Annotated in this window: 21 protein-coding genes; 9 read left to right on the plus strand and 12 right to left on the minus strand. The window is 67.5% G+C overall.

What is annotated here, in order from left to right; translation table 11 throughout:
* Positions 1-10: 10 nt before the first annotated feature.
* From pgeF to lgt, 4 genes are read right to left on the minus strand one after another with little or no spacing between them, the layout of a single operon-like run.
* Entirely contained in the window at positions 11-775 is a 765-nt protein-coding gene (gene pgeF / locus ACWPWT_RS05475) for a peptidoglycan editing factor PgeF (RefSeq protein ID WP_454278861.1), read from the minus strand.
* Complete coding sequence (locus ACWPWT_RS05480) at positions 772-1,281, minus strand: GNAT family N-acetyltransferase (protein ID WP_261268592.1); 510 nt, start codon at positions 1,279-1,281, stop codon at positions 772-774. Before ACWPWT_RS05480 ends, pgeF begins: the two co-directional genes overlap by 4 nt.
* On the minus strand, positions 1,278-2,360 hold the full coding sequence (locus tag ACWPWT_RS05485) for a class I SAM-dependent methyltransferase (protein ID WP_454278862.1): 1,083 nt from the start codon (positions 2,358-2,360) through the stop codon (positions 1,278-1,280). Before ACWPWT_RS05485 ends, ACWPWT_RS05480 begins: the two co-directional genes overlap by 4 nt.
* Before the next feature lie 40 nt (positions 2,361-2,400).
* Positions 2,401-3,282, minus strand: coding sequence for a prolipoprotein diacylglyceryl transferase (lgt, locus tag ACWPWT_RS05490; RefSeq protein WP_454278863.1), 882 nt, complete (start codon positions 3,280-3,282; stop codon positions 2,401-2,403).
* A 461-nt stretch (positions 3,283-3,743) separates the two neighbouring features.
* Here lgt and ACWPWT_RS05495 point away from each other — a divergent pair, with 461 nt between their 5' ends.
* The 3 genes from ACWPWT_RS05495 (at position 3,744) to phbB (ending at position 7,778) form a co-directional block, all read left to right on the plus strand.
* Positions 3,744-5,957, plus strand: a complete 2,214-nt coding sequence (locus ACWPWT_RS05495) for a molybdopterin cofactor-binding domain-containing protein (protein ID WP_454278864.1) — start codon at positions 3,744-3,746, stop codon at positions 5,955-5,957.
* Positions 5,957-6,970, plus strand: coding sequence for a ferrochelatase (gene hemH / locus ACWPWT_RS05500; RefSeq protein WP_454278865.1), 1,014 nt, complete (start codon positions 5,957-5,959; stop codon positions 6,968-6,970). Before ACWPWT_RS05495 ends, hemH begins: the two co-directional genes overlap by 1 nt.
* Before the next feature lie 85 nt (positions 6,971-7,055).
* Positions 7,056-7,778 carry an acetoacetyl-CoA reductase gene (gene phbB / locus ACWPWT_RS05505; protein WP_454278866.1) on the plus strand — a complete coding sequence of 241 codons (723 nt, stop codon included), beginning with the start codon at positions 7,056-7,058 and terminating at the stop codon, positions 7,776-7,778.
* Between the two features lie 112 nt (positions 7,779-7,890).
* Here the strand turns inward: phbB and ACWPWT_RS05510 are convergent, their stop codons facing one another.
* Positions 7,891-8,229 carry a glycine zipper 2TM domain-containing protein gene (locus ACWPWT_RS05510; RefSeq protein ID WP_261268597.1) on the minus strand — a complete coding sequence of 113 codons (339 nt, stop codon included), beginning with the start codon at positions 8,227-8,229 and terminating at the stop codon, positions 7,891-7,893.
* Positions 8,230-8,419: 190 nt separating this feature from the next.
* On the opposite strand from ACWPWT_RS05510, the gene ACWPWT_RS05515 reads away from it, so the two are divergent.
* Complete coding sequence (locus ACWPWT_RS05515; RefSeq protein ID WP_454278867.1) at positions 8,420-9,433, plus strand: esterase-like activity of phytase family protein; 1,014 nt, start codon at positions 8,420-8,422, stop codon at positions 9,431-9,433.
* Between the two features lie 183 nt (positions 9,434-9,616).
* On the opposite strand, the gene rpmB is transcribed toward ACWPWT_RS05515, so the two are convergent.
* Positions 9,617-9,925: a 50S ribosomal protein L28 gene (gene rpmB, locus ACWPWT_RS05520; protein WP_056432158.1), complete on the minus strand. Its 309-nt coding sequence runs from the start codon at positions 9,923-9,925 to the stop codon at positions 9,617-9,619.
* 161 nt (positions 9,926-10,086) lie between these two features.
* Between rpmB and ACWPWT_RS05525 the strand changes: the two genes are divergently transcribed.
* Positions 10,087-10,299, plus strand: a complete 213-nt coding sequence (locus ACWPWT_RS05525; protein ID WP_261268599.1) for a hypothetical protein — start codon at positions 10,087-10,089, stop codon at positions 10,297-10,299.
* An 86-nt stretch (positions 10,300-10,385) separates the two neighbouring features.
* Positions 10,386-10,814, plus strand: a complete 429-nt coding sequence (locus tag ACWPWT_RS05530; protein WP_454279889.1) for a nucleoside deaminase — start codon at positions 10,386-10,388, stop codon at positions 10,812-10,814.
* A 7-nt stretch (positions 10,815-10,821) separates the two neighbouring features.
* Here ACWPWT_RS05530 and ACWPWT_RS05535 read toward each other — a convergent pair whose 3' ends face one another.
* Together ACWPWT_RS05535 and ACWPWT_RS05540 are read right to left on the minus strand one after the other, a co-directional pair.
* Positions 10,822-11,034 (minus strand): hypothetical protein, encoded by a 213-nt coding sequence (locus tag ACWPWT_RS05535; RefSeq protein WP_454278868.1) that lies wholly within the window; start codon positions 11,032-11,034, stop codon positions 10,822-10,824.
* Positions 11,035-11,187: 153 nt separating this feature from the next.
* Positions 11,188-11,865, minus strand: a complete 678-nt coding sequence (locus tag ACWPWT_RS05540) for an OmpA family protein (RefSeq protein WP_261268601.1) — start codon at positions 11,863-11,865, stop codon at positions 11,188-11,190.
* A gap of 144 nt (positions 11,866-12,009) precedes the next feature.
* On the opposite strand from ACWPWT_RS05540, the gene ACWPWT_RS05545 reads away from it, so the two are divergent.
* Positions 12,010-13,311, plus strand: coding sequence for a hemolysin family protein (locus ACWPWT_RS05545; RefSeq protein ID WP_261268602.1), 1,302 nt, complete (start codon positions 12,010-12,012; stop codon positions 13,309-13,311).
* On the opposite strand, the gene ACWPWT_RS05550 is transcribed toward ACWPWT_RS05545, so the two are convergent.
* The gene (locus tag ACWPWT_RS05550; protein WP_454278869.1) at positions 13,298-13,483 is read right to left on the minus strand and encodes a hypothetical protein; all 186 of its coding nucleotides are present in this window, start codon (positions 13,481-13,483) and stop codon (positions 13,298-13,300) included. The two genes, ACWPWT_RS05545 and ACWPWT_RS05550, sit on opposite strands and share 14 nt — an antisense overlap.
* 520 nt (positions 13,484-14,003) lie before the next feature.
* Between ACWPWT_RS05550 and ACWPWT_RS05555 the strand changes: the two genes are divergently transcribed.
* Positions 14,004-14,714, plus strand: a complete 711-nt coding sequence (locus ACWPWT_RS05555) for a hypothetical protein (RefSeq protein ID WP_454278870.1) — start codon at positions 14,004-14,006, stop codon at positions 14,712-14,714.
* Between the two features lie 87 nt (positions 14,715-14,801).
* Here ACWPWT_RS05555 and ACWPWT_RS05560 read toward each other — a convergent pair whose 3' ends face one another.
* From ACWPWT_RS05560 to purD, 3 genes are read right to left on the minus strand one after another with little or no spacing between them, the layout of a single operon-like run.
* Positions 14,802-15,362: a hydrolase gene (locus ACWPWT_RS05560; protein ID WP_454278871.1), complete on the minus strand. Its 561-nt coding sequence runs from the start codon at positions 15,360-15,362 to the stop codon at positions 14,802-14,804.
* A 35-nt stretch (positions 15,363-15,397) separates the two neighbouring features.
* Positions 15,398-16,099, minus strand: coding sequence for a hypothetical protein (locus ACWPWT_RS05565; protein WP_454278872.1), 702 nt, complete (start codon positions 16,097-16,099; stop codon positions 15,398-15,400).
* A gap of 50 nt (positions 16,100-16,149) precedes the next feature.
* The gene (gene purD / locus ACWPWT_RS05570; protein ID WP_454278873.1) at positions 16,150-17,433 is read right to left on the minus strand and encodes a phosphoribosylamine--glycine ligase; all 1,284 of its coding nucleotides are present in this window, start codon (positions 17,431-17,433) and stop codon (positions 16,150-16,152) included.
* Here purD and xseA point away from each other — a divergent pair.
* Positions 17,432-18,880: an exodeoxyribonuclease VII large subunit gene (gene xseA / locus ACWPWT_RS05575; protein WP_454278874.1), complete on the plus strand. Its 1,449-nt coding sequence runs from the start codon at positions 17,432-17,434 to the stop codon at positions 18,878-18,880. The two genes, purD and xseA, sit on opposite strands and share 2 nt — an antisense overlap.
* The last annotated feature ends 19 nt before the right edge of the window (positions 18,881-18,899 follow it).

The raw sequence follows: 18,899 nt of genomic DNA on the forward strand, positions 1-18,899 counted from the left end.
TTGGCGAGGCTCAAGCCAGCCCGATCAGCGAAATCTGGCGACCATAAGAGGGCTCGCCGCGATGGGTGGCGCGGCGGAAGCTGAAGAATCGGTCCTCCTGCGCATAGGTGTCCTCGCCCAGCGCGGCGACGCGTGCGACCCCGGCGGCGGCGAGGCGGTGGGCGACATAGGCTTCGAGGTCGAACTGGTAATGATCCGCCCGCGTGCCATCGGCGAAGAAGCGTTCATTCTCGGGCGCCTGTTCGACGAAGCGGCGCAGGAAGGCGGTATCGACCTCATAGCTGGCGCGCGCGATGCACGGCCCGATGGCGGCCGCGATACGGTCGCGCTGCGCCCCGAGCGCTTCCATCGCGATCAGGGTGGCATCGGTGATGCCGCCAAACGCCCCCTTCCATCCGGCATGCGCCGCGCCGATCACCCCGGCCTGGGCGTCGGCGAACAGCACCGGCGCACAGTCGGCGGTCAGAATGCCGAGCAGCAGCCCCGGACGATCGGTCACCAGCGCATCGCCATGCGGGCGGATATCGTCCTCCGGTGCGGTCAGCACCGTCACCGCTTCCGCCGAATGAATCTGATAGCAGGTGATGAGGCGGCCACCGGGAAGCACCGCATCGCGCGCGCGGCGGCGGTTTTCCGCTACGGCGTCCGCGTCGTCCTCGGATCCCAGACCGACGTTCAGACCGCTATGGATGCCCCCTGACACACCGCCGCGCCGCCCGAGAAATGCGTGCGGCACCGCGTCTAGCAGCGGGGTGTTCAGCGCTTCGACGCTCATAGCGACAATCTCATGATCCGGTCCTCATCGATGGTGTCGCCCACCGGGAAATCATAGCGGCCGATATCGACAAAGCCGTAGCGTGCATAAAAGGCCTTGGCCCGGTGGTTGTCGACATAGACCGACAGGATCAGCGCGCTCGCCCCGCATTGCCGTGCGGTCGCGATCGTCCAGTCCATCAGCGCAGGGCCGACGCCCGCCCCCAAATGGCTCGACGCGACGTACAACTGATAGAGTTCGACCGCATCGGCCGGCCATTCGCCGGGAAAGCCCACGGGGCCGATCTTGGCAAAGCCGATGATCGCATCCCCCTCGACCGCCAGCCGGATGGTGAAATCGGGGTCGCCGATCTGGCTCGGCAAACCCTCCGGCCCGAAAGCCTCGTCGAGAAAGGCGTTCAGATCGGCGGGCGGGTAGAGATGCCCGAAGGTGTCGGTGAAGGCGGCGCGCGCCATCGCGGCCAGCGTCTCGCCATCGCCGGGCGCGGCGTCGCGATAGACGATCATTCGCCATACCCCGCCGGGACGGGCCAGTCGGGGCGCGTCACCGCCAGCGCGCGGAACAGCGTACCCATGTCCTGCATCAGCCTGTTGCGATCGGCGAGCAACGCATCGGCACGGTCCGGATGCGCACGAGCCAGGCTGGCAGCCCGCTGGTCGATGCCGAGCGCGCCGAGCAGATCGCGCTGCGTCACCGGGCCGAACGCGGAGAGACCGACGGACTGCGCGGCGGCGGCGAGCGTCGTGAAGTCTACATGCGCGCTCAGATCCTGCTCGCCGGGCCGGTCGAAGGGGTTGGCATAGGCATGGCCCCGGACCGCCTGCAACGTGTCGGCGATGGCGGGGCCTTCATAGCCATAATCGACGATCAGCGCGGCGCCGCCCTGCGCGGCGATCCGGGCGGCAAGGGTCCGCATCACCGCGACGCTGGCGGGGGAGACCTCGATGACCGAACCGGCCTCCGCCTCGCGCAACGGTTCGGGAATGACCTCGGCAGGCACGGGTGGCCCCGCGATCGGCAGGAACAGCAGGTCCTGCGCCGCGACCAGCCGCTCGTGCCAGCCATCGCCGCGCCGTACCAGTTGCCGGATCGGCAGCGCATCGAAGAACTCATTGGCGACGACGATGAGCGGGCGATCGGTGGGCAGCGTCTCGACGCTGTCGTGCCACCGGGCGTCCTCCACCCGCTGGCCCTGCGCCGCGCGCAAGGTGGCGCTGGTCTCGACGAAATGGATGGGCGGCGTCAGCCCCGCCTTCGCCATGGCCCGCCGGGCATCCGCTGCCAGCGTGCCGCGCCCCGGCCCCAGTTCGACCCAGTGAATCGCGGGCCGTCCCGCCCGGTCCCACAGATCGGCGCACCACAGACCGATCAGTTCGCCGAACATCTGGCTGATCTCGGGGCTGGTGGTGAAGTCGCCACCCGCGCCCAGGGGATCGCGGGTGCCGTAATAATGCGCATTGGCGGCGGCCATGAACTGCGCCACCGGGATCGGCCCGGCCAGCGCAATGGCGCGGGCGAGCCGTTCGGGCAATGCATCCTCTGGCGCGGGCTGGTGACCGGCGGGGGGGATCAACGGGTTCGTCATGCCCCCGCTCTGCCCCCCGAACCCGGGGACCGCAAGACCGTCAGGCGACGCTGTCGGCCCCCGCGATCGGCTCGACCCGGACACGGCGGCCCTTGGCGCTGTTCATCAGATACAGGCCGCCCAGGATCATCGGCACGCATAGCCACTGGCCCATGTGCAGCCCGGTCACCTGCGCAAAGGCGCGGAGCTGCTGGTCGGGTTCGCGGAAGAACTCCACGATGAAGCGCGCGATGCCGTAACCCAGCAGGAACAGGCCCGACAGCTTGCCCGGATCGTAGCGCGACTGGGTCCGCCAGAAGGCGAAGCTCATCACCGCGAACAGCACCAGTCCCTCCAGCCCCGCTTCGTAAAGCTGGCTCGGGTGGCGCGCCGGGTCGGGCAGGCCGAAGGGCACGGTGCGCGGGAAGATGATCGCCCAGGGCACGTCCGACGGCTTGCCCCATAATTCGCCGTTCACGAAATTGGCGAGGCGCCCCAGGAACAGTCCGACCGGCGCGGCGCAGACCAGATAGTCGAGGATGCGCAGCCAGTTGAGCTTGTGCTTGCGCGCGAACAGGATGACGCCGACCCCGGTACCCACCGCGCCGCCATGGAAACTCATGCCCCCATCCCACAGCCGAACGATGCGCAAGGGGTGCAGGAACATCTCCGGCGCATAGAAGATCACATAGCCGAACCGCCCGCCCAGGATGATGCCCAGCGTGGCGTAAAAGACGAGGTCGTCGGCATGCGCGCGCGACATGGGCGCGCCCGGCCGGTCGAGCATTTTGCCCAGATACCACCAGCCGAACAGGATGCCGGTGATATAGGCCAGGCTGTACCAGCGCAGCGTGAAGAAGCCGATCGAGAAGACATCCGGGTGCAACCCCAGATCCTCGAACCGGATATGGCCGGTGGCGGCCGCGAGCATGGGCAGGATCAAGCGCGTTTCCCTTATCTCTGACCCGCTTCCATAGAAGGGTCGCGCGACAACACCAAGACCATGGGTGGGGGTGCCGTGCGAGTGGGGCGTATGGGCAGAATTGGGGCGTGCGCTTCGACTTCGCTCAGCGCGAACGTAGGTAACCTTCATCCCAACCTCCGTTCAGCCTGAGCGAAGTCGAAGGCCACGCCGTGACGGTCGCCAAAATGAGATTCACGCGAAGTCGCGAAGATTTTTGGTTCGCGCGGAGACGCGGAGGGCGCGGAGGTGTTTGATCCGGCCGCAAGGCCGGTCTGCCGATCTAGGTGGCGGGATGGCGGTGTGGCCGATCCATCTCTGCGTCCTCCGGGCCTCCGCGCGCAAAAACCTTCGGGCTTTCGCGCGAACGATCGATCCCCTCGCTATCAGACAGCGAAACCCCCGGCTTGCCTGACTGCCCTTGCGCGTTAAGGCTCGACCCGATGGATGTGAACAGGCGCAACATACTCATCGGCGGCGGCGCAGGCGTCGGGTTGCTCGTCGCCTGGAGCCTGTGGCCGCGCGCCTATGCACCCAATCTGACCGTCAATCCGGGCGAGCAGGCCTTTGGCGCCTGGCTGAAGATCGGGCGTGACGGCATCGTCACCGTCGCGGTGCCGCAGGCCGAACATGGGCAGGGCATCACGACCACGCTGGCCCAGATCGTCGCCGACGAATTGGGTGCGGACTGGCGGACGGTCGCGGTGGAACCCGCCCCGATCAATCCGCTCTACGCCAATCCGGTCGGCGTCGATTCGCTGTTCGAGGGCGCCTTCGATCGACTGTCCGGGGCGATGCGCGCCGAATGGCTGCGGCGCGACATGGTGATGCTGACCGGTGGCTCGAGTTCGATCCGCATGTTCGAGGCTCCCGCCCGCGCCGCCGCCGCGACCGCCCGCGCGCTGATGGCGCAGGCCGCCGCGCGCCGTTGGGGCGTGGACTGGACCGCGTGCGAGGCCAAGGACGGCTTCATCATCCATGACGGCAAGCGGCTGCGCTTCTCCGAACTGGCCGAGGCGGCGGCGGGGGAGACGGTGCCCGCGCCCTTGCCGCTGGGGAGCGGTGGCGCGGGGCGACTGGCGGGGAGCGACCTTCCCCGGCTCGATTCACCCGCCAAGATCGACGGGGCCGCCAATTTCACCGCCGACATCCGCTTGCCCGACATGGTGCATGTTGCGATCCGCCATGCGCCGCTGGGGCGGACCCGCGCCATCCGGCTGAATCGCGATGCCGCGATGAAGGTCACCGGCGTGGTCGATGTGATCGAGGGCGGCGACTGGGTGGCGGTCGCGGCCGCGAGCTGGTGGATCGCCCAACGGGGATTGGACGCGGCGGCCCCGCGGGCGGTGACCGACGGGCCGGTGCCGAGCAGCGCGGGGATTGCGCAGGCACTCGACAAGGCGTTGGGCGCGGATGGGCGAACGGTCATGACGCGCGGCGATGTCGCCGATGCCCTGGAAGGCGAAGGACTGGTCGAGGCACGCTATCGGATCGGTGTCGGCGTCCATGCCGCGATCGAGCCGCGCGCGGCGGTGGCGGCATGGCGCGACGACGCGCTGGAGCTGTGGGTGCCCACCCAGGTTCCGGCACAGGTCCGTGCGCTGGCGGCGGACGCGGTGGGGCTGAACCCGGATCGGGTGATCGTCCACCCCATGCCGATCGGCGGCTCGTTCGGTGTCGCGCTGGAATCGGATGCGGCGATACAGGCGGCGACGATCGCCGCGAAGCTGAAGCGTCCGGTCAATCTGCAATGGTCGCGCGCCGATGACCTGCGTCGTGACGCGTTTCGCGCGCCCGCTCTGGCCAGGCTGACCGCGCGGGTCGCCAAAGGGCGGATTGTCGGCTGGCGAAGCCGGATCGCGACGCCGTCGACCGGGCCGGAACTGGCGCACCGGGTCATGCCAGGCGGACCGGCGCGCTGGGGGATGCGGGGGCAGGGCAGGGGGGATGCCTATGCCATGGGCGGCGCGGTGCCGCCTTATGCAATTCCCGCGCTGGCGGTGCATCATCACGACGCGGACCTGCCGATTCCGACCGGCCATGTGCGGGGCGGGGCGCATGTCGCCAATGTGTTTGCCAGCGAATCGTTCATCGACGAACTGGCGGGACATGCCGGGGTCGATCCGCTGGCGTGGCGGATCAGGATGCTGGGCGACGAACCCCGGCTCGCCCGGGGCCTGTCCACTGCCGCTTCGCTGGGGGGCTGGGAAGGCGGCGGGGCGGGCAGCGGGCAGGGGGTGGCGGTACACGCCTTTCGCGGCAGCTATATCGCGGTGCTGGCCGAGGCGCATCGGGGTGAGGACGGCCGGCCGGTGGTCGACCGGCTGGTCGCCGCGCTCGATTGCGGGCGGGTGGTCAACCCCGACATCGTGCGCCAGCAGGTGGAGGGCGGGCTGATCTTCGGCCTCGCCAATCTGTTCGGTGCGGATATGGGATTTGTCAGGGGCTTGGCCGAGCCCGCGCGGCTGGGGGCGCTGCGGCTGCCGCGTCTGGCCGACACGCCCGACATCACGGTCGAACTGATCGCCTCCGACGACGCGTCCGGCGGTGTCGGCGAACTGGCCGTGCCCCCGGTTGCCCCCGCCATCGCCAATGCGCTGGCTACCCTGCCCGGAAGCCCAAGGATACGAAGCCTGCCCATGGAGTTGTCCGCCTGATGCTGCCCCCCGACCATCCCCCCGTCCCGCGCGCCAAGATCGGCGTGCTCCTGATGAACCTCGGCACGCCCGACGCGCCGGAGCCTCGGGCGGTGAAGCGGTATCTGGGCGAGTTCCTGTCGGATCGCCGGGTGATCGAGATTCCGGCTCTGCTATGGCAGCCGATCCTGCGCGGCATCATCCTGAACACACGACCGAAGAAATCGGCCCATGCCTATTCTCTGGTGTGGCGCGACGACGGCTCGCCCCTGGCCGCGATCACGCGGGCGCAGGCTGAGGCGGTGAAGGATATGTTCGGGCCCGGCGTGCTGGTCGACTGGGCGATGCGCTATGGCCGCCCCGCCATCGCCGAGCGGGTCCAGGCGATGAAGGATGCCGGGTGCGAGCGTATATTGCTCGCCCCGCTTTACCCGCAATATTGCGCGGCGACGACGGCGACCGCCAATGACAAGGCGTTCGCGCATCTGGCGACGATGCGCTGGCAACCGGCGATTCGCACTCTGCCGCCTTATTATGACGATCCTCTCTATATCAATGCGCTGAAGACCCAGTTGGAGGCGCAGCTTGCCGTTCTGGATTTCGAGCCCGAGGCGATCGTCGCCAGCTTCCACGGCATGCCGCAACGGACGCTGGAACTGGGCGACCCCTATCATTGCCATTGCCGCAAGACCGCGCGCCTGCTGGCCGAGGCGATGAAGGACACGCTGGACGGCCGAGAGTTGCTGGTCGCCTTCCAGTCGCGCTTTGGCCGCGCCAAATGGCTCGAACCCGCGACCGATGTGACGCTGGAGGCCTTGCCCGGGCGCGGGATTCGCAAGGTGGCGATTCTGGCTCCGGGCTTTTCGGCGGATTGCATCGAGACGCTGGAGGAGCTGGCGATTCGCGGGCGCGAAAGTTTCGAGGGCGCGGGCGGCACCCACTTCGCCTATCTGCCGTGCCTCAACGATAGCGAGATCGGCGTGACGATGCTGCGCGGATTGATCGAACGCGAACTGCAAGGCTGGTTGCCGTAGCGTTATATTAGGTTTCGTCCCGGCTTTGCCATTGCGGATGGCGTGTGCCCCTTTTAAGCCACAATCGACAATTGGGAGAGGTTTGATGGCACGGGTCGCGATTGTGACGGGTGGTACGCGCGGTATTGGCGAGGCGATCAGCCTGGTCTTGAAGGAGGCGGGGGTCACCGTCGCCGCCAATTATGCGGGCAATGACGAACGCGCCCGCGAATTCTCCGAACGGACCGGCATCAAGGCCTATAAATGGGACGTCGCGGACCATGACGCGGTGCAGGCCGGCGTCGCGCAGGTGGCCGAGGAACTGGGCCCGGTCGACATCGTGGTCAACAATGCGGGCATCACCCGCGACGGCACGCTGCTCAAGATGACCTACCAGATGTGGAAGGAGGTCATGGACACCAATTTGGGTGGCTGCTTCAACATGGCCAAGGCGGTCTTCCCCGGCATGCGCGAGCGCAAATGGGGCCGTATCGTCAATATCGGTTCAATCAACGGCCAGGCAGGCCAATATGGTCAGGTCAACTATGCCGCCGCCAAGTCGGGCATCCATGGCTTCACCAAGGCACTGGCGCAGGAAGGGGCGCGGTTCGGCGTCACCGTCAACGCGATCGCGCCGGGCTATATCGACACCGACATGGTCGCCGCCGTTCCTGCCGACGTGCTGGAAAAGATCGTCGCCAAGATTCCGGTCGGCCGCCTGGGCCAGGCGCATGAGATCGCGCGCGGCGTGGCCTTCCTGTGCTCGGACGAGGCGGGCTTCGTCACCGGCTCGACCCTGTCCATCAATGGCGGTCAGCATATGTATTGAGGAATGCAAGAACGCCGACCTCCCCGGTCAGGGAGATCGGCGTTCCGTCCTCGATACGCTACGCGAGGAGAGCAAGGGCGGGTGGGCCAATGGGCCCGCCCGCCCTATTCGTTTAACCGCAATAGCCCGGACGGCCCGACCGCTCGATCGCCCGGCCCGCCAGCGCCCCCGCGCCGCCGCCGATCAGCGTGCCCAGCGTACGGTCGCCCTGCGTGTCGATGGTCCGGCCCAGCAGGCCGCCCGCGACGGCGCCCACGATGGTGCCCGTCGTGCCCGAACGGCGGCACTTCTGGCTGCGATATTCCGCCGCCGCGCCGTCGCGATAGCCGCGATCATAGCGATCGGCATGATAGGCCCGACGATAGCGGTGCGCATCCGCCGCGGTGGCGGGCAGGACGGCGCCGCCGATCATCGCCAGCGTGGTCGCGGCCAGGGTCAGGGTCTTCATCATGGTCTCACTCCCGAAACGTCATCGATCGACGGTCCCGTCCGTCGTCGTTGAAGCCGTAATGATCGATTCGGATTGAGCGCTTCCTGAATGCCGCGGTTATCCGCCGTTCAGCTATCCGCCCGTCGGGTGACGGGGCCGCGTCGAAAACGAATAAGGCTGTCGTGCTGCGCCGCAGCGCGTATGAGGCGTCATGCGCATCCTCCTGTCCTGCCTGTTGATTCTGGCCTTGGTGCCGGGATGGGCGGGGCGTGATCGCCTGTCCCTTTATGAAGGCGCACCGCAGATGGATGCGCATCGTGTCGCGCTGGACCCGCATGATTCGTCGCGGCGTCGGCTGGGTGCGCTGACCTATCTGGGCGGGGTCGAACTGACCGGGCGCTCCCCGGCCTTTGGCGGGTTCTCGTCGCTGACCGTCTCTGGCGAGCATTTCATGCTGCTCAGCGATGGGGGCAATGTCGCGCGTTTCACCATGGGGGCCGACTGGAAGCCGCATGGCCTGCGTTTCGACAATCTTCCCTCGGGGCCTGCGAACGGATGGCTCAAATCCGATCGGGACAGCGAGTCGCTGGCGGTCGATCCGACCACGGGCACGCTGTGGGTGGGGTTCGAGAATTTCAACCAGATCTGGCGCTACGCCCCCGACTTCGCCCGTGCGGAGGGCTATGTCGCGCCACCCGCCATGGCGGACTGGCCCGGCAATGGCGGTCCCGAATCGCTTGCGCGGATGCCCGATGGGCGATTCGTCACCATCTCGGAAGAAGCGAGGATCGACCGCCCGCGCTGGCGGGGCAGCGCGGAGGCGCGCCGGTGGAGTCGCCAAGGGTTGATCTTCGCGGGCGATCCGCTGCGCCACCGGCCCCGGCGTTTCGCCTATATGGTCTCGCCGAATCACGATGTCGCGGACGTGGCCGCGCTGCCCGATGGCGCGCTGATCGTGGTCGAGCGGCAATTCCGCCTGCCATTCCGCTTTTCGAATCGCATCATGTACGTACCCGCCGCCGAGGTCGCGCCGGGGCGGGTGGCGCGGGGGCGCCTGCTTGCGGAACTCGACGCGCCGCTGATCCACGACAATTTCGAGGGGGTGGCGGTGACCCATGAAGCCGGGGCAACGATCCTGTGGCTGGTGTCGGATGACAACCAGTTTCCGTTGGAGCGCACCTATCTATTGAAATTCCGACTGGATCGGCGGCCCGCAGAGCGGTGATTCGTTGGGGCTTGGGGTTTCGCCTGGGCCGTCCAGTGGACGACAAGCCAGTCGCTCAGGATAAAATTCGATGCCCGGTGCCGAAGCCAAAGATTATGCCCGACCCACATCTTGACCCCAACGACGAAAACCCGCCGCTCCCAGGAGCGGCGGGCTTCAACCCGTCAACCGGCCTGTCGCGAATTACGCGGCGGCGGCTTCGGTCTTGGCGGCGGCCAGCTTCTTGACGACGTCGCGCTTCAGACGACGCACGCGCAGCGACAGCTGATCGTCCGAGGTCTTGACCAGCCAGTTGTCCAGGCCGCCATTATGCTCAACCGAACGCAGGCCGTGGGTCGAGACGCGCAGACGCACGCTCTTCTCCAGCGAATCGGAAATCAGCGTCACGTTCTGCAGGTTCGGCAGGAACGTCCGCTTGGTCTTGTTGTTGGCGTGGGAAACATTGTTGCCCACCTGCCGGCCCTTGCCGGTCAGCTCGCAAATGCGCGACATGATCGTTATCCTGGTTTCAGGCAGTGCCCGGAAAGGCCGCGCCGATACCCCGTCCCGACAGGCACGTCAACCGATTCCCCATCGCGGCCCATCACATCGTCGTGCAACCGCCCTGTCGGCAGGCGCGTTGTTACGGCCACGAACCTGTTGGAGCCAGAGCCATGCGCGCCTTTCTCGTCCTTATCGGCATCGTCCTATTGCTGGCCGCAGGTGCCATGGCCATGGGCTGGATCAGCATCGACCAGACCCGCCCCGCCGTCGTCCAGGCCCCGGCCTTCCGCGCCGAAGGGCCCAAGGTGTCGGTCGGTACGACCCAGAAGACGGTAGAGGTGCCGACCGTCTCGGTCGAGAAGCCCGCCGACAACGCCCAGTAAGAAGCCGCGAGTCGCATATCGTCTGCCCCCTTGTCCCGCTCGGCAGCGTGGGGCAGGGAGAAACGATGTTCCCGCTTCCCGCCCCGATGCGCGCCGCGCTCGATGCCGCTGTCCGGGCGGCGGCGGCGGGCGAAGTGCCGGTGGGCGCGGTGGTGGTCCGGAACGGCGAGATCGTGGCGGTCGCCGCCAACGCGCCGCGCCGACTGCACGACCCCACCGCCCATGCCGAAATCCAGGCGATCCGCGCCGCCGCCGCGTCGCTCGGGCGCGACCGGCTGGAGGATTGCGACCTCTGGGTCACGCTGGAGCCTTGCGCCATGTGCGCGGGGGCGATCGCCCATGCGCGAATCGCCCGCCTCTATTACGGTGCCAGCGACCCCAAGGGCGGGGCCGTTGAGCATGGCCCCCGTTTCTTCGCCCAACCGACATGCCATCACCGGCCCGAAATCTATACCGGCATCGGGGAAGGGGAGGCGGCGGCTCTGTTGCGCGATTTCTTCGCGGCGCGACGGTAGGGGAACATCACTTCTGGGGTGGGTGGGCGGCGAACCGGTGGATAAGGCTCGTCGCAAGGAAACCACAGGCTCCGCCGACCACCGCCGCGCGCCAGAGCGAATGAGGTGCGATATTCCAGCGATCCAGGATCGTCAGCGCCACAAACACGAAAACCCCGGTCAACAACGCCGGAGCCCAGCGGGCGGCAAGCCATCCTCCGACCTTTTCGCGCGCCGCCATACCGGTTCGCCCTCTCTTTCCGATCATGACCGACAAACCAGATCGCGAGTGACATCGGCATGACGAGGGCATGACATGCGGCCGCCCAATGGAAAGGGCCCGGACGGCATTCCGTCCGGGCCCCTCTTCACGCGGCGTCCAAGCGCCTCATCATCAGCGCAGGTCGCCCTCGCGGATCGGAACGATCTTGATCTCGACGCGGCGGTTGGCGGCGCGGCCTTCCTCGGTGTCGTTCGAGGCGATCGGCTGCGACTTGCCGAAGCCGCGCGTGCCGATTCGGGCGGGCTGCACCCCGCGCGAGGCGAGATAGTCCGCCACCGACACCGCGCGCTGTTCGGACAGCCGCTGGTTATAGGCATCGCTGCCGGTCGAATCGGTGTGACCGTACACGTCGATATACGTCTGCTTATATTGCGACAGGATGTCGGCGACCTGGTCCAGCGTCTGGCGGAACTGCGGCTGCACCGTCGACGAGTTATAGGCGAAGGTAATGCCCGAGGGCAGGTTCAGCAGCAGGTCGTCGCCCTGGCGAACCACCTGCACATCGGTGCCCGCGGTGCGGGCGCGCAGGTCGCGTTCCTGCTTGTCCATATACGCGCCGATTCCCGCCCCGGCGAGGCCGCCAATGCCGGCGCCCAGGATCTTCTCGGTCCGGTCGCGCCGACCGCCGACCAGATCGCCCAGCAGATAACCGCCCACCGCGCCGCCGATGCCACCGATCGCGGCCTTGGAGAGACGCTGTTGACCGGTTTCGGGATCGGTGGTGCAGGCCGAGGTGGCGACGAGGGCGGACAGCGCAGCGGCAGTCAGAAACTTGGCGGGCAGTCGCATAAACATGATCCTTGTTAGTTTTGGACGGCGTCTCGACCCCCGGAACGCCGCGTCGGACCGCCTTGTTCCGCAGGTGAACTGAACGGAACATGACGAGAGGAGTTGTCGAAGCCCTGTCCGGCCCGCTATGAGCACCTTACAACGATGGCAACGCTGCCCCCCTTTCCGTGGATCGACGTCCTCATCATCCTCGCGCTTGTCGCGTTGAACGGGGCGTTCGCGATGAGCGAACTGGCGATCGTATCCGCCCGGCGTGCCCGGCTGGAGGCGATGGCGCGAAGCGGGCGCAAGGGTGCGCAGGCCGCGCTCACCCTGGCCGCCGATCCGGGCAAGTTCCTGTCGACCGTTCAGATCGGGATCACCCTGACCGGGATCATCGCAGGCGCCTATTCCGGGGCGAGCCTGGGCACGCCCACGGCGGCGCGGCTGCAGGCCTGGGGCGTGCCCGCCGCCACCGCCGCGACGCTGGGCTTCGCGCTGGTCATCGGGCTAACCACCTATGCCTCGCTGATCCTGGGCGAACTGGTCCCCAAGCAATTCGCGCTGCGCAAGCCCGAGCCGATCGCCGCCTTCGTCGCGGTGCCGATGCGCTGGCTGGCGATCGTCACCGCGCCGATCGTCTGGGTGCTCGATTCGACCAGCGGGGTGATCTTCAAGCTGCTCGGCCTGAATCGCGACAATGAGGATCAGGTGACGGCCGAGGAACTGCACCTGATCGTTGCCGAGGCGTCCAAGTCCGGCGTCATCGAGGAGCATGAGCGCTCGATCATCTCGGGCGTGGTGCGGCTGGCCGACCGGCCGGTGCGCGAAGTGATGACGCCGCGTACCGAGATCGACTGGCTCGACTGCACCCTGGATGACGAGGCGATCCGCGCCAAGCTGCTGGAAAGCCCGCGCACCCGCCTGCCGGTGGGCGAAGGGTCGATCGACGCGGTGGTCGGCGTGGTCCAGGCACGCGACATCGCCATGGCGCTGTTCCGGGGCGAGCGGCTCGACCTGAAGCAGTTGATGCGCAAGGCGCCCGTCGTCATCGACCGGATCGACGCGATGGACGTGCTGCTGGCGCTGCGCCAGGCCGAGGTGCCGATGGCGCTGATCCATGACGAGTATGGCCATTTCGAAGGGATCGTGACCCCGTCCGATCTGCTGGCGGCGATCGCGGGCGAATTCGCCTCCGACGCCGATCCGGGCGACGCGCCCTCGGTGGTCGAGCGTGACGACGGATCGCTGCTGGTCGCGGGGACGATGGCGGCGGATGCGCTGGCCGACCGGTTGGGCATCGACCTGCCCGACGACCGCGATTACGCGACCGTGGCCGGTTTGGCGCTCGCCGTATTCCGCCATCTTCCCGGCGAGGGCGAGAGTTTCGTCGAGCAGGGCTGGCGCTTCGAGGTGGTCGATCTCGACGGGCGGCGGATCGACAAATTGCTGGTCAGCGAGGCTTAGGGGCGGCTCCACTCCCAGCCCGGTGCGACTCTCCGGTAAAGCCGATCCGCTCGAACCCCGCCCTCTGGGCGAAATAGATGACTCCCCCGATGCAGCGATAGGGAAGGGCGGGACCACCGACGATCGAGGCCGTCGCCCAGCTTTTGCGCAGATCTTGCAGCTTCGCCGTCATGGTCGCGCTGTCCCTCGGCAGGATGAAGGACTCTCCCTCAAAATGCACGAGGCAAGTGTCAGGTGGTATGTAAGTCGTAGTGATAGCGAGATCTTTGGGTTCTTGTTCGGTCGCCATGCCTGTTCCGGCGAACACAAGGGCCGACATAGCGATAGTGATCGACCGTAACCTCATCATGGCAGGCTATCGATGTTCATGGCTGCCTGCAATATCGCTAAAAAGCGGGAGCGCCGATAATTGTCTTACCAGTTGTCGGTTATCGGCAATGGTGTCACGATGCGCCATGCCGATTCTGCTGCCATTATTGCTCGCCGCTGCTTCGGCTGCTGCCGTGCCCTGTGCCGATGGAGACTGGATGTTTCAGTCGGGCGGAACGACACTGTTCCAGTTCGGTATCCATTCCTCGGCAAAAGGACTGGGGGCGAGCTGGGAGCGGCCGCGACATTTCGAATCGGATGGGGAACACATTACCAAAGTGCGCGGGCCCATGGTCCGGCGCATCGCGCGATCGGTCCGACCGATGGGCGAAGATTTGGAACTGACCTTCGACGATCCCGAACCAAATAGCGAGCCGGATGTGTTTCGCGTCCATTGCGAGACGGACGGGACGCTGACCGCCTCCTATGCTCTGTTCCAAACCGATCCACTGCATCTGGCGCGGGCGTCGGGCAATAGGTCGACATTGGGGCGGTGGGACGCCGCTCGCCCCTATCCGATCGTCACCTCGCGCCCGACCAATGCCGAGATGACTGCGATCTTTGAAGCGGATCAGAAGGATCGCATGTCCCCCTCGATCGACTGGACCGTGGTGAGTGCCGCCGACAAGAAGCGCAGGGCGAGGACGCAGCAACTGCTCGATTCGGGGGCGTTGCAGAGCGGGGATGATTTCTATCACGCCGCCTTTCTCTTCCAGCATGGCGATGGGCCGAACGACCATCTGAAGGCGCATCTGCTCGCCATGATCGCCGTGGCGCGGGGCAAGCCGCAGGCGGTGTGGATCGCCTCCGCCACGCTCGACCGGTATCTCCAGTCGATCGGCCAGTCGCAGGTGTTAGGAACGCAGTATCGGGTCCCGCGTGGCGGCAAGGCGACGCAGGAACCCTATGACCGGACTCTGGCGTCCGACGCCATGCGGCGGGCGCTGCGCGTGCCTCCGCTGGCGGAGCAGGAGCAACAACGCCAGTCCTATGACGAGGCGGCCGCTACCGAGGCGAAGACATCGACACCCTGACCATCTCGCTCGATGGGCCCAGGCATATCGGATGATCGCCATGGCCCGCGCAAAGCCATAGGCATAGTCGGATCGACCGCCTCAGGGTCAGCGTTGCAGTTCGATTGCCTCCGACGCCACCACCCGCGAAATCATGGGCAGGATGTTCGCGACCGCAAATTCGTGCATTTCCGCCGAGCGCGACGCACAGGCGTCCTCGACGATGACCACGTCATAGGACAATTCCCAGGCCGAACGCGCCGTCGACTCGACGCCCATATTGGTGGAAATGCCCGCGATCACCACCGTCCGGATGCCTCGCCGACGGAGATGAAGGTCCAGATCGGTGCCGGTGAATGCCCCCCAATGATGTTTGAGCACGACAATGTCGCTTGGCTGGCGCAGACCGGCGACCAGTTTGCTGAATTCCGGGGGAGATCCTTCGGAGGGCAAGCCGGGGCGGTCGACATTCTGGCTGGGCAAGGTGTCGGGGGTGAAGCCGACATGGACCAGCACCACCGGCGCGCCCGCCGCGCGGAACCGGTCGGCGAGCGTCTTGGCGGTCTGCACCACCTCGTCGCCCGATCGCGGTCCCTTGGCATAGGGAAGAATACCATCCTGCAAGTCGATCAGGATCAAGGCGGTCGATGCGGGGGACAGGGTGGTCATCGCCGCTGAACCGTCAAAGGCGCTTCGCCGTTCCGTCAGAGCCTGCCGAACACCGCCTCGAACCCCGCCCGGTCGCCTGCCGCCAGCAAGCGCGCCTGCTCCAGCCAGCGATCACGTCCCATACGGCCCGAAAACGGCCCCAGTTGCGCATCCAGCGCCTGCGCCTGCGCCTCGCTGAGCGAAGCCATGTCGCCGACCGTGGCGATGCCATGCTCGGCCAGCTTCTGGGTCAGCTTGGGACCCAGCCCCTTGAGCAGCGTGATCGGCTGATCCTCGGGGCGGTCGAGCGGGGCGGCGGTGGGGGCCGCCTCCGCCGCCGGGCTGGCGGACAGCGGCGCGGCGGCGGCGACCGGTTCGTCGCTCAGCGGCTCCGGGGCGGCCACCGGCTCTTCCGGCGCCGTCGGGGCGGGCATGGCCGGCGGCGGGACGGGTGCGGGGGTGGGAGCCGGGTTCGGCGCAGGCGTCGGCACCGGCTTGGGCTGGGTCAGCGAGGCTTCGCTCAACGGCGCGGTATCGGGGGCGCGGACGATCATGCCCGCATCCTGGGCATTTTCCTGCACCTGGCGTGCGGCATGAGTTCGGCGGCGCTTCAAACGCATGCCGATGATGATCACCGCGATCGCCGCCAGCGCGACGAGCGCGATCAGGGCGAAATGGATGGTGGTGATGGTCGCCACGCCATCGGGGATCAGGCTCTCGGCCGGTGCGGCCCCGGTTGCTGCCGTCGTATCGTTCATCGCCTTACCCTATTGTCCCACAGCCGCAATCGCGAGCCCAATCGACGGAGTCAGTCCCCGGTTCCAGCATCCGCTTCGCGCGCGACCTCGCGCCAGCCGATGTCGCGGCGGCAAAAGCCATCGGGGAAGCGGATCGCATCGACCGCGCGGTATGCGGCGGCCTGCGCCTCGCCCACGGAGCGTGCGCTGGCGGTGACGGCCAGCACGCGACCGCCGCTGGCGACCAGCGTCTCGCCGTCCATCCGGGTTCCCGCCTGGAACACGACCGCGCCGGTCGCCTCGGCGGCGTCGATCGCCGCGATGCTGCCACCCGCCTTGGGCGTGCCGGGATAGCCGGCCGCAGCCATCACCACGGTCAGCGCCGGGTCGGGCGAGAAGCTCGGCGCAGGGATTTCCGCCAGCCGCCCCTCGGCCACCGCCAGCATCACCGCCAGCAGATCGCCCTGGAAGCGCAGCATCAGCACCTGGCATTCGGGGTCGCCGAACCGCGCATTATATTCGATCAGCTTGGGCCCCTGCTCGGTCAGCATCAGCCCGGCATAGAGCACACCCGAAAAGGGCGTCCCTTCGGCGCGCAGCGTATCGACGGTCGGGCGGACGATCCGGTCGATCGCCTGTTGCTCCAGTTCGGGCGTCAGGACGCGCGCGGGGCTATAGGCGCCCATGCCGCCGGTATTGGGGCCGGTATCGCCGTCGCCGACCCGCTTGTGATCCTGCGCCGAGCCGAAGGGGAGCAAGGCCTCGCCATCGGTCAGGACGAAGAGGCTGGCCTCCTCGCCATCGAGGAATTCCTCGATCACCACTTCCGCGCCCGGGACCGAGAACAGGTCGGTGACCGCGGCATCCGCCTCAGCCCGGGTGAAGGCGACGGTCACGCCCTTGCCCGCGGCCAGCCCGTCCGCCTTGATGACCACCGGCAGGCCGAAGGTGCTGGCGAGCGCGGCCTGTGCCTCGGCCAGCGTCGCGACGCGGACATAACCGGCCGTCGGGATGTCGGCGCGGCGGCACAGATCCTTGGTAAAGCCCTTGGACCCTTCCAGTTGCGCGGCGGCCTTGCTGGGGCCGAAGACGGGAATACCCGCAGCGCGCAGCGAATCGGTCAGCCCGTCGACCAGCGGCGCTTCGGGCCCGACCACGACCAGGCCGATGGCGTTGGCGCGCGCGAAATCGACCAAGGCACCGTGATCGGTCGCGTTCAGCGCGACGCAGGTCGCATGGGCGGCAATACCGGGGTTGCCGGGCGCGGCGTAGAGCGTATCTAACCCGTTCGACTGTGCCAGCTTCCACGCCAGCGCGTGTTCGCGGCCACCCGATCCCAGCAACAGGACGTTCATGCCCGATCCTTATCCCTATGACGAAAGTTCGAGGCTGGTAGCCGAGGAGATCGCCGGCGACAACGCGCTCGCGCTATCCGTCGGCGAACTCAGCCTCAAGCTGAAGCGGATGGTGGAGGGCGAGTTCGGCCATGTCCGCCTGCGCGGCGAGATTTCGGGGTATAAGCGCGCCACCTCGGGCCATGTCTATATGAGCCTGAAGGACGAGAATGCGGTCATCGACGCAGTGATGTGGAAGGGTGCGGCCAACACGCTGCCCTTCCAGCCGCAGGACGGGGTGGAAGTGATCGCCACCGGCCGCCTGACCACCTTCCCCGGCCGGTCCAAATATCAGATCGTCGTCGAGCGGATGGAATTGGCGGGCGCGGGTGCGCTGATGGCGCTGCTCGAAAAGCTTAAGGCCAAGCTGGCGGGCGAGGGGCTGTTCGCGCGCGAGCGGAAAAAGCCGCTGCCCTTCATGCCGCCGGTGATCGGCGTCGTCACCTCGCCGACCGGCGCGGTGATCCGCGACATTCTCCACCGGCTGGAGGATCGCTGTCCTACCCATGTCATCGTCTGGCCGGTCAAGGTGCAGGGCGCGGGCTCTGCGGAGGAGGTTGCCGCTGCCATCCGGGGCTTCGATGCGATCGCACCCGGCGGACCGGTGCCGCGTCCCGACCTGGTGATCGTCGCGCGCGGCGGCGGCTCGATCGAGGATCTGTGGTCGTTCAACGAGGAGATCGTCGTCCGCGCGGTCGCCGACTGCGCGATTCCGATCATCTCGGCAGTGGGGCATGAGACCGATACGACGCTCTGCGACTATGCCGCCGACCTGCGCGCGCCGACCCCCACTGCGGCGGCGGAGATCGCGGTACCGGTGCTCGCCGATCTGCGCCTGACCATCGCCAGCCACCGCCAGCGCACCGAACGCTGTGCGCGCCGCTATGTCGAGCGCGGGCGCGAGCGGCTGGACGCCATGGCGCGGCTATTGCCCAAGCGCGACCAGTTGCTGGGCCCCCAGCGCCAACGCGCCGACGAAGCGGGCGCACGGCTCGATCGCGGGCTGGAGCGGCGGGTTACGCTGGCGCGTGGCGGGCTCGACCGCGCGGGGGCGGCGCTCCGCCCGGCGATCCTGGAGCGTCAGGTCGAGCGTGGTCGCGACCGGCTGGCCTCGACCTGGCGGCTGGTCCAGTCGCTTAATCCCGACCGGATCCTGGAGCGGGGCTATGCCCGGATCACCGCGCGGCCCGGCGGCGAGACGCTGTCCTCGGCCGAGGCGGCACGGGCGGCGGACACGCTGACGCTGCGTTTCCGCGACGGGACGGTCGATGTCGCGGTGGATCAGGCGGGCGAGCGGGCCGGGGTTGAGCGGCCCGCGCCCAAAAACTATGACAAGCCCAAGCGGGAGCCCAAGGCCGACCAGTCCCAGCCCAAACAGGCCAAGCCGGATCAGCCGACGCTCCTCTGACGCTCTTGAAAGTGCCCCA

The organism is Sphingomonas sp. Marseille-Q8236 (assembly GCF_965112005.1).

Coding starts and splice junctions, on each gene's coding strand:
- pgeF (WP_454278861.1), bottom strand. CDS start 775: ATGAGCGTCGAAGCGCTGAACACCCCGCTGCTAGACGCGGTGCCGCAC.
- ACWPWT_RS05480 (WP_261268592.1), bottom strand. CDS start 1,281: ATGATCGTCTATCGCGACGCCGCGCCCGGCGATGGCGAGACGCTGGCC.
- ACWPWT_RS05485 (WP_454278862.1), bottom strand. CDS start 2,360: ATGACGAACCCGTTGATCCCCCCCGCCGGTCACCAGCCCGCGCCAGAG.
- ACWPWT_RS05495 (WP_454278864.1), top strand. CDS start 3,744: ATGGATGTGAACAGGCGCAACATACTCATCGGCGGCGGCGCAGGCGTC.
- hemH (WP_454278865.1), top strand. CDS start 5,957: ATGCTGCCCCCCGACCATCCCCCCGTCCCGCGCGCCAAGATCGGCGTG.
- phbB (WP_454278866.1), top strand. CDS start 7,056: ATGGCACGGGTCGCGATTGTGACGGGTGGTACGCGCGGTATTGGCGAG.
- ACWPWT_RS05510 (WP_261268597.1), bottom strand. CDS start 8,229: ATGATGAAGACCCTGACCCTGGCCGCGACCACGCTGGCGATGATCGGC.
- ACWPWT_RS05515 (WP_454278867.1), top strand. CDS start 8,420: ATGCGCATCCTCCTGTCCTGCCTGTTGATTCTGGCCTTGGTGCCGGGA.
- rpmB (WP_056432158.1), bottom strand. CDS start 9,925: ATGTCGCGCATTTGCGAGCTGACCGGCAAGGGCCGGCAGGTGGGCAAC.
- ACWPWT_RS05525 (WP_261268599.1), top strand. CDS start 10,087: ATGCGCGCCTTTCTCGTCCTTATCGGCATCGTCCTATTGCTGGCCGCA.
- ACWPWT_RS05530 (WP_454279889.1), top strand. CDS start 10,386: ATGCGCGCCGCGCTCGATGCCGCTGTCCGGGCGGCGGCGGCGGGCGAA.
- ACWPWT_RS05535 (WP_454278868.1), bottom strand. CDS start 11,034: ATGGCGGCGCGCGAAAAGGTCGGAGGATGGCTTGCCGCCCGCTGGGCT.
- ACWPWT_RS05540 (WP_261268601.1), bottom strand. CDS start 11,865: ATGCGACTGCCCGCCAAGTTTCTGACTGCCGCTGCGCTGTCCGCCCTC.
- ACWPWT_RS05545 (WP_261268602.1), top strand. CDS start 12,010: ATGGCAACGCTGCCCCCCTTTCCGTGGATCGACGTCCTCATCATCCTC.
- ACWPWT_RS05550 (WP_454278869.1), bottom strand. CDS start 13,483: ATGACGGCGAAGCTGCAAGATCTGCGCAAAAGCTGGGCGACGGCCTCG.
- ACWPWT_RS05555 (WP_454278870.1), top strand. CDS start 14,004: ATGGGCGAAGATTTGGAACTGACCTTCGACGATCCCGAACCAAATAGC.
- ACWPWT_RS05560 (WP_454278871.1), bottom strand. CDS start 15,362: ATGACCACCCTGTCCCCCGCATCGACCGCCTTGATCCTGATCGACTTG.
- ACWPWT_RS05565 (WP_454278872.1), bottom strand. CDS start 16,099: ATGAACGATACGACGGCAGCAACCGGGGCCGCACCGGCCGAGAGCCTG.
- xseA (WP_454278874.1), top strand. CDS start 17,432: ATGCCCGATCCTTATCCCTATGACGAAAGTTCGAGGCTGGTAGCCGAG.
- purD (WP_454278873.1), bottom strand. CDS start 17,433: ATGAACGTCCTGTTGCTGGGATCGGGTGGCCGCGAACACGCGCTGGCG.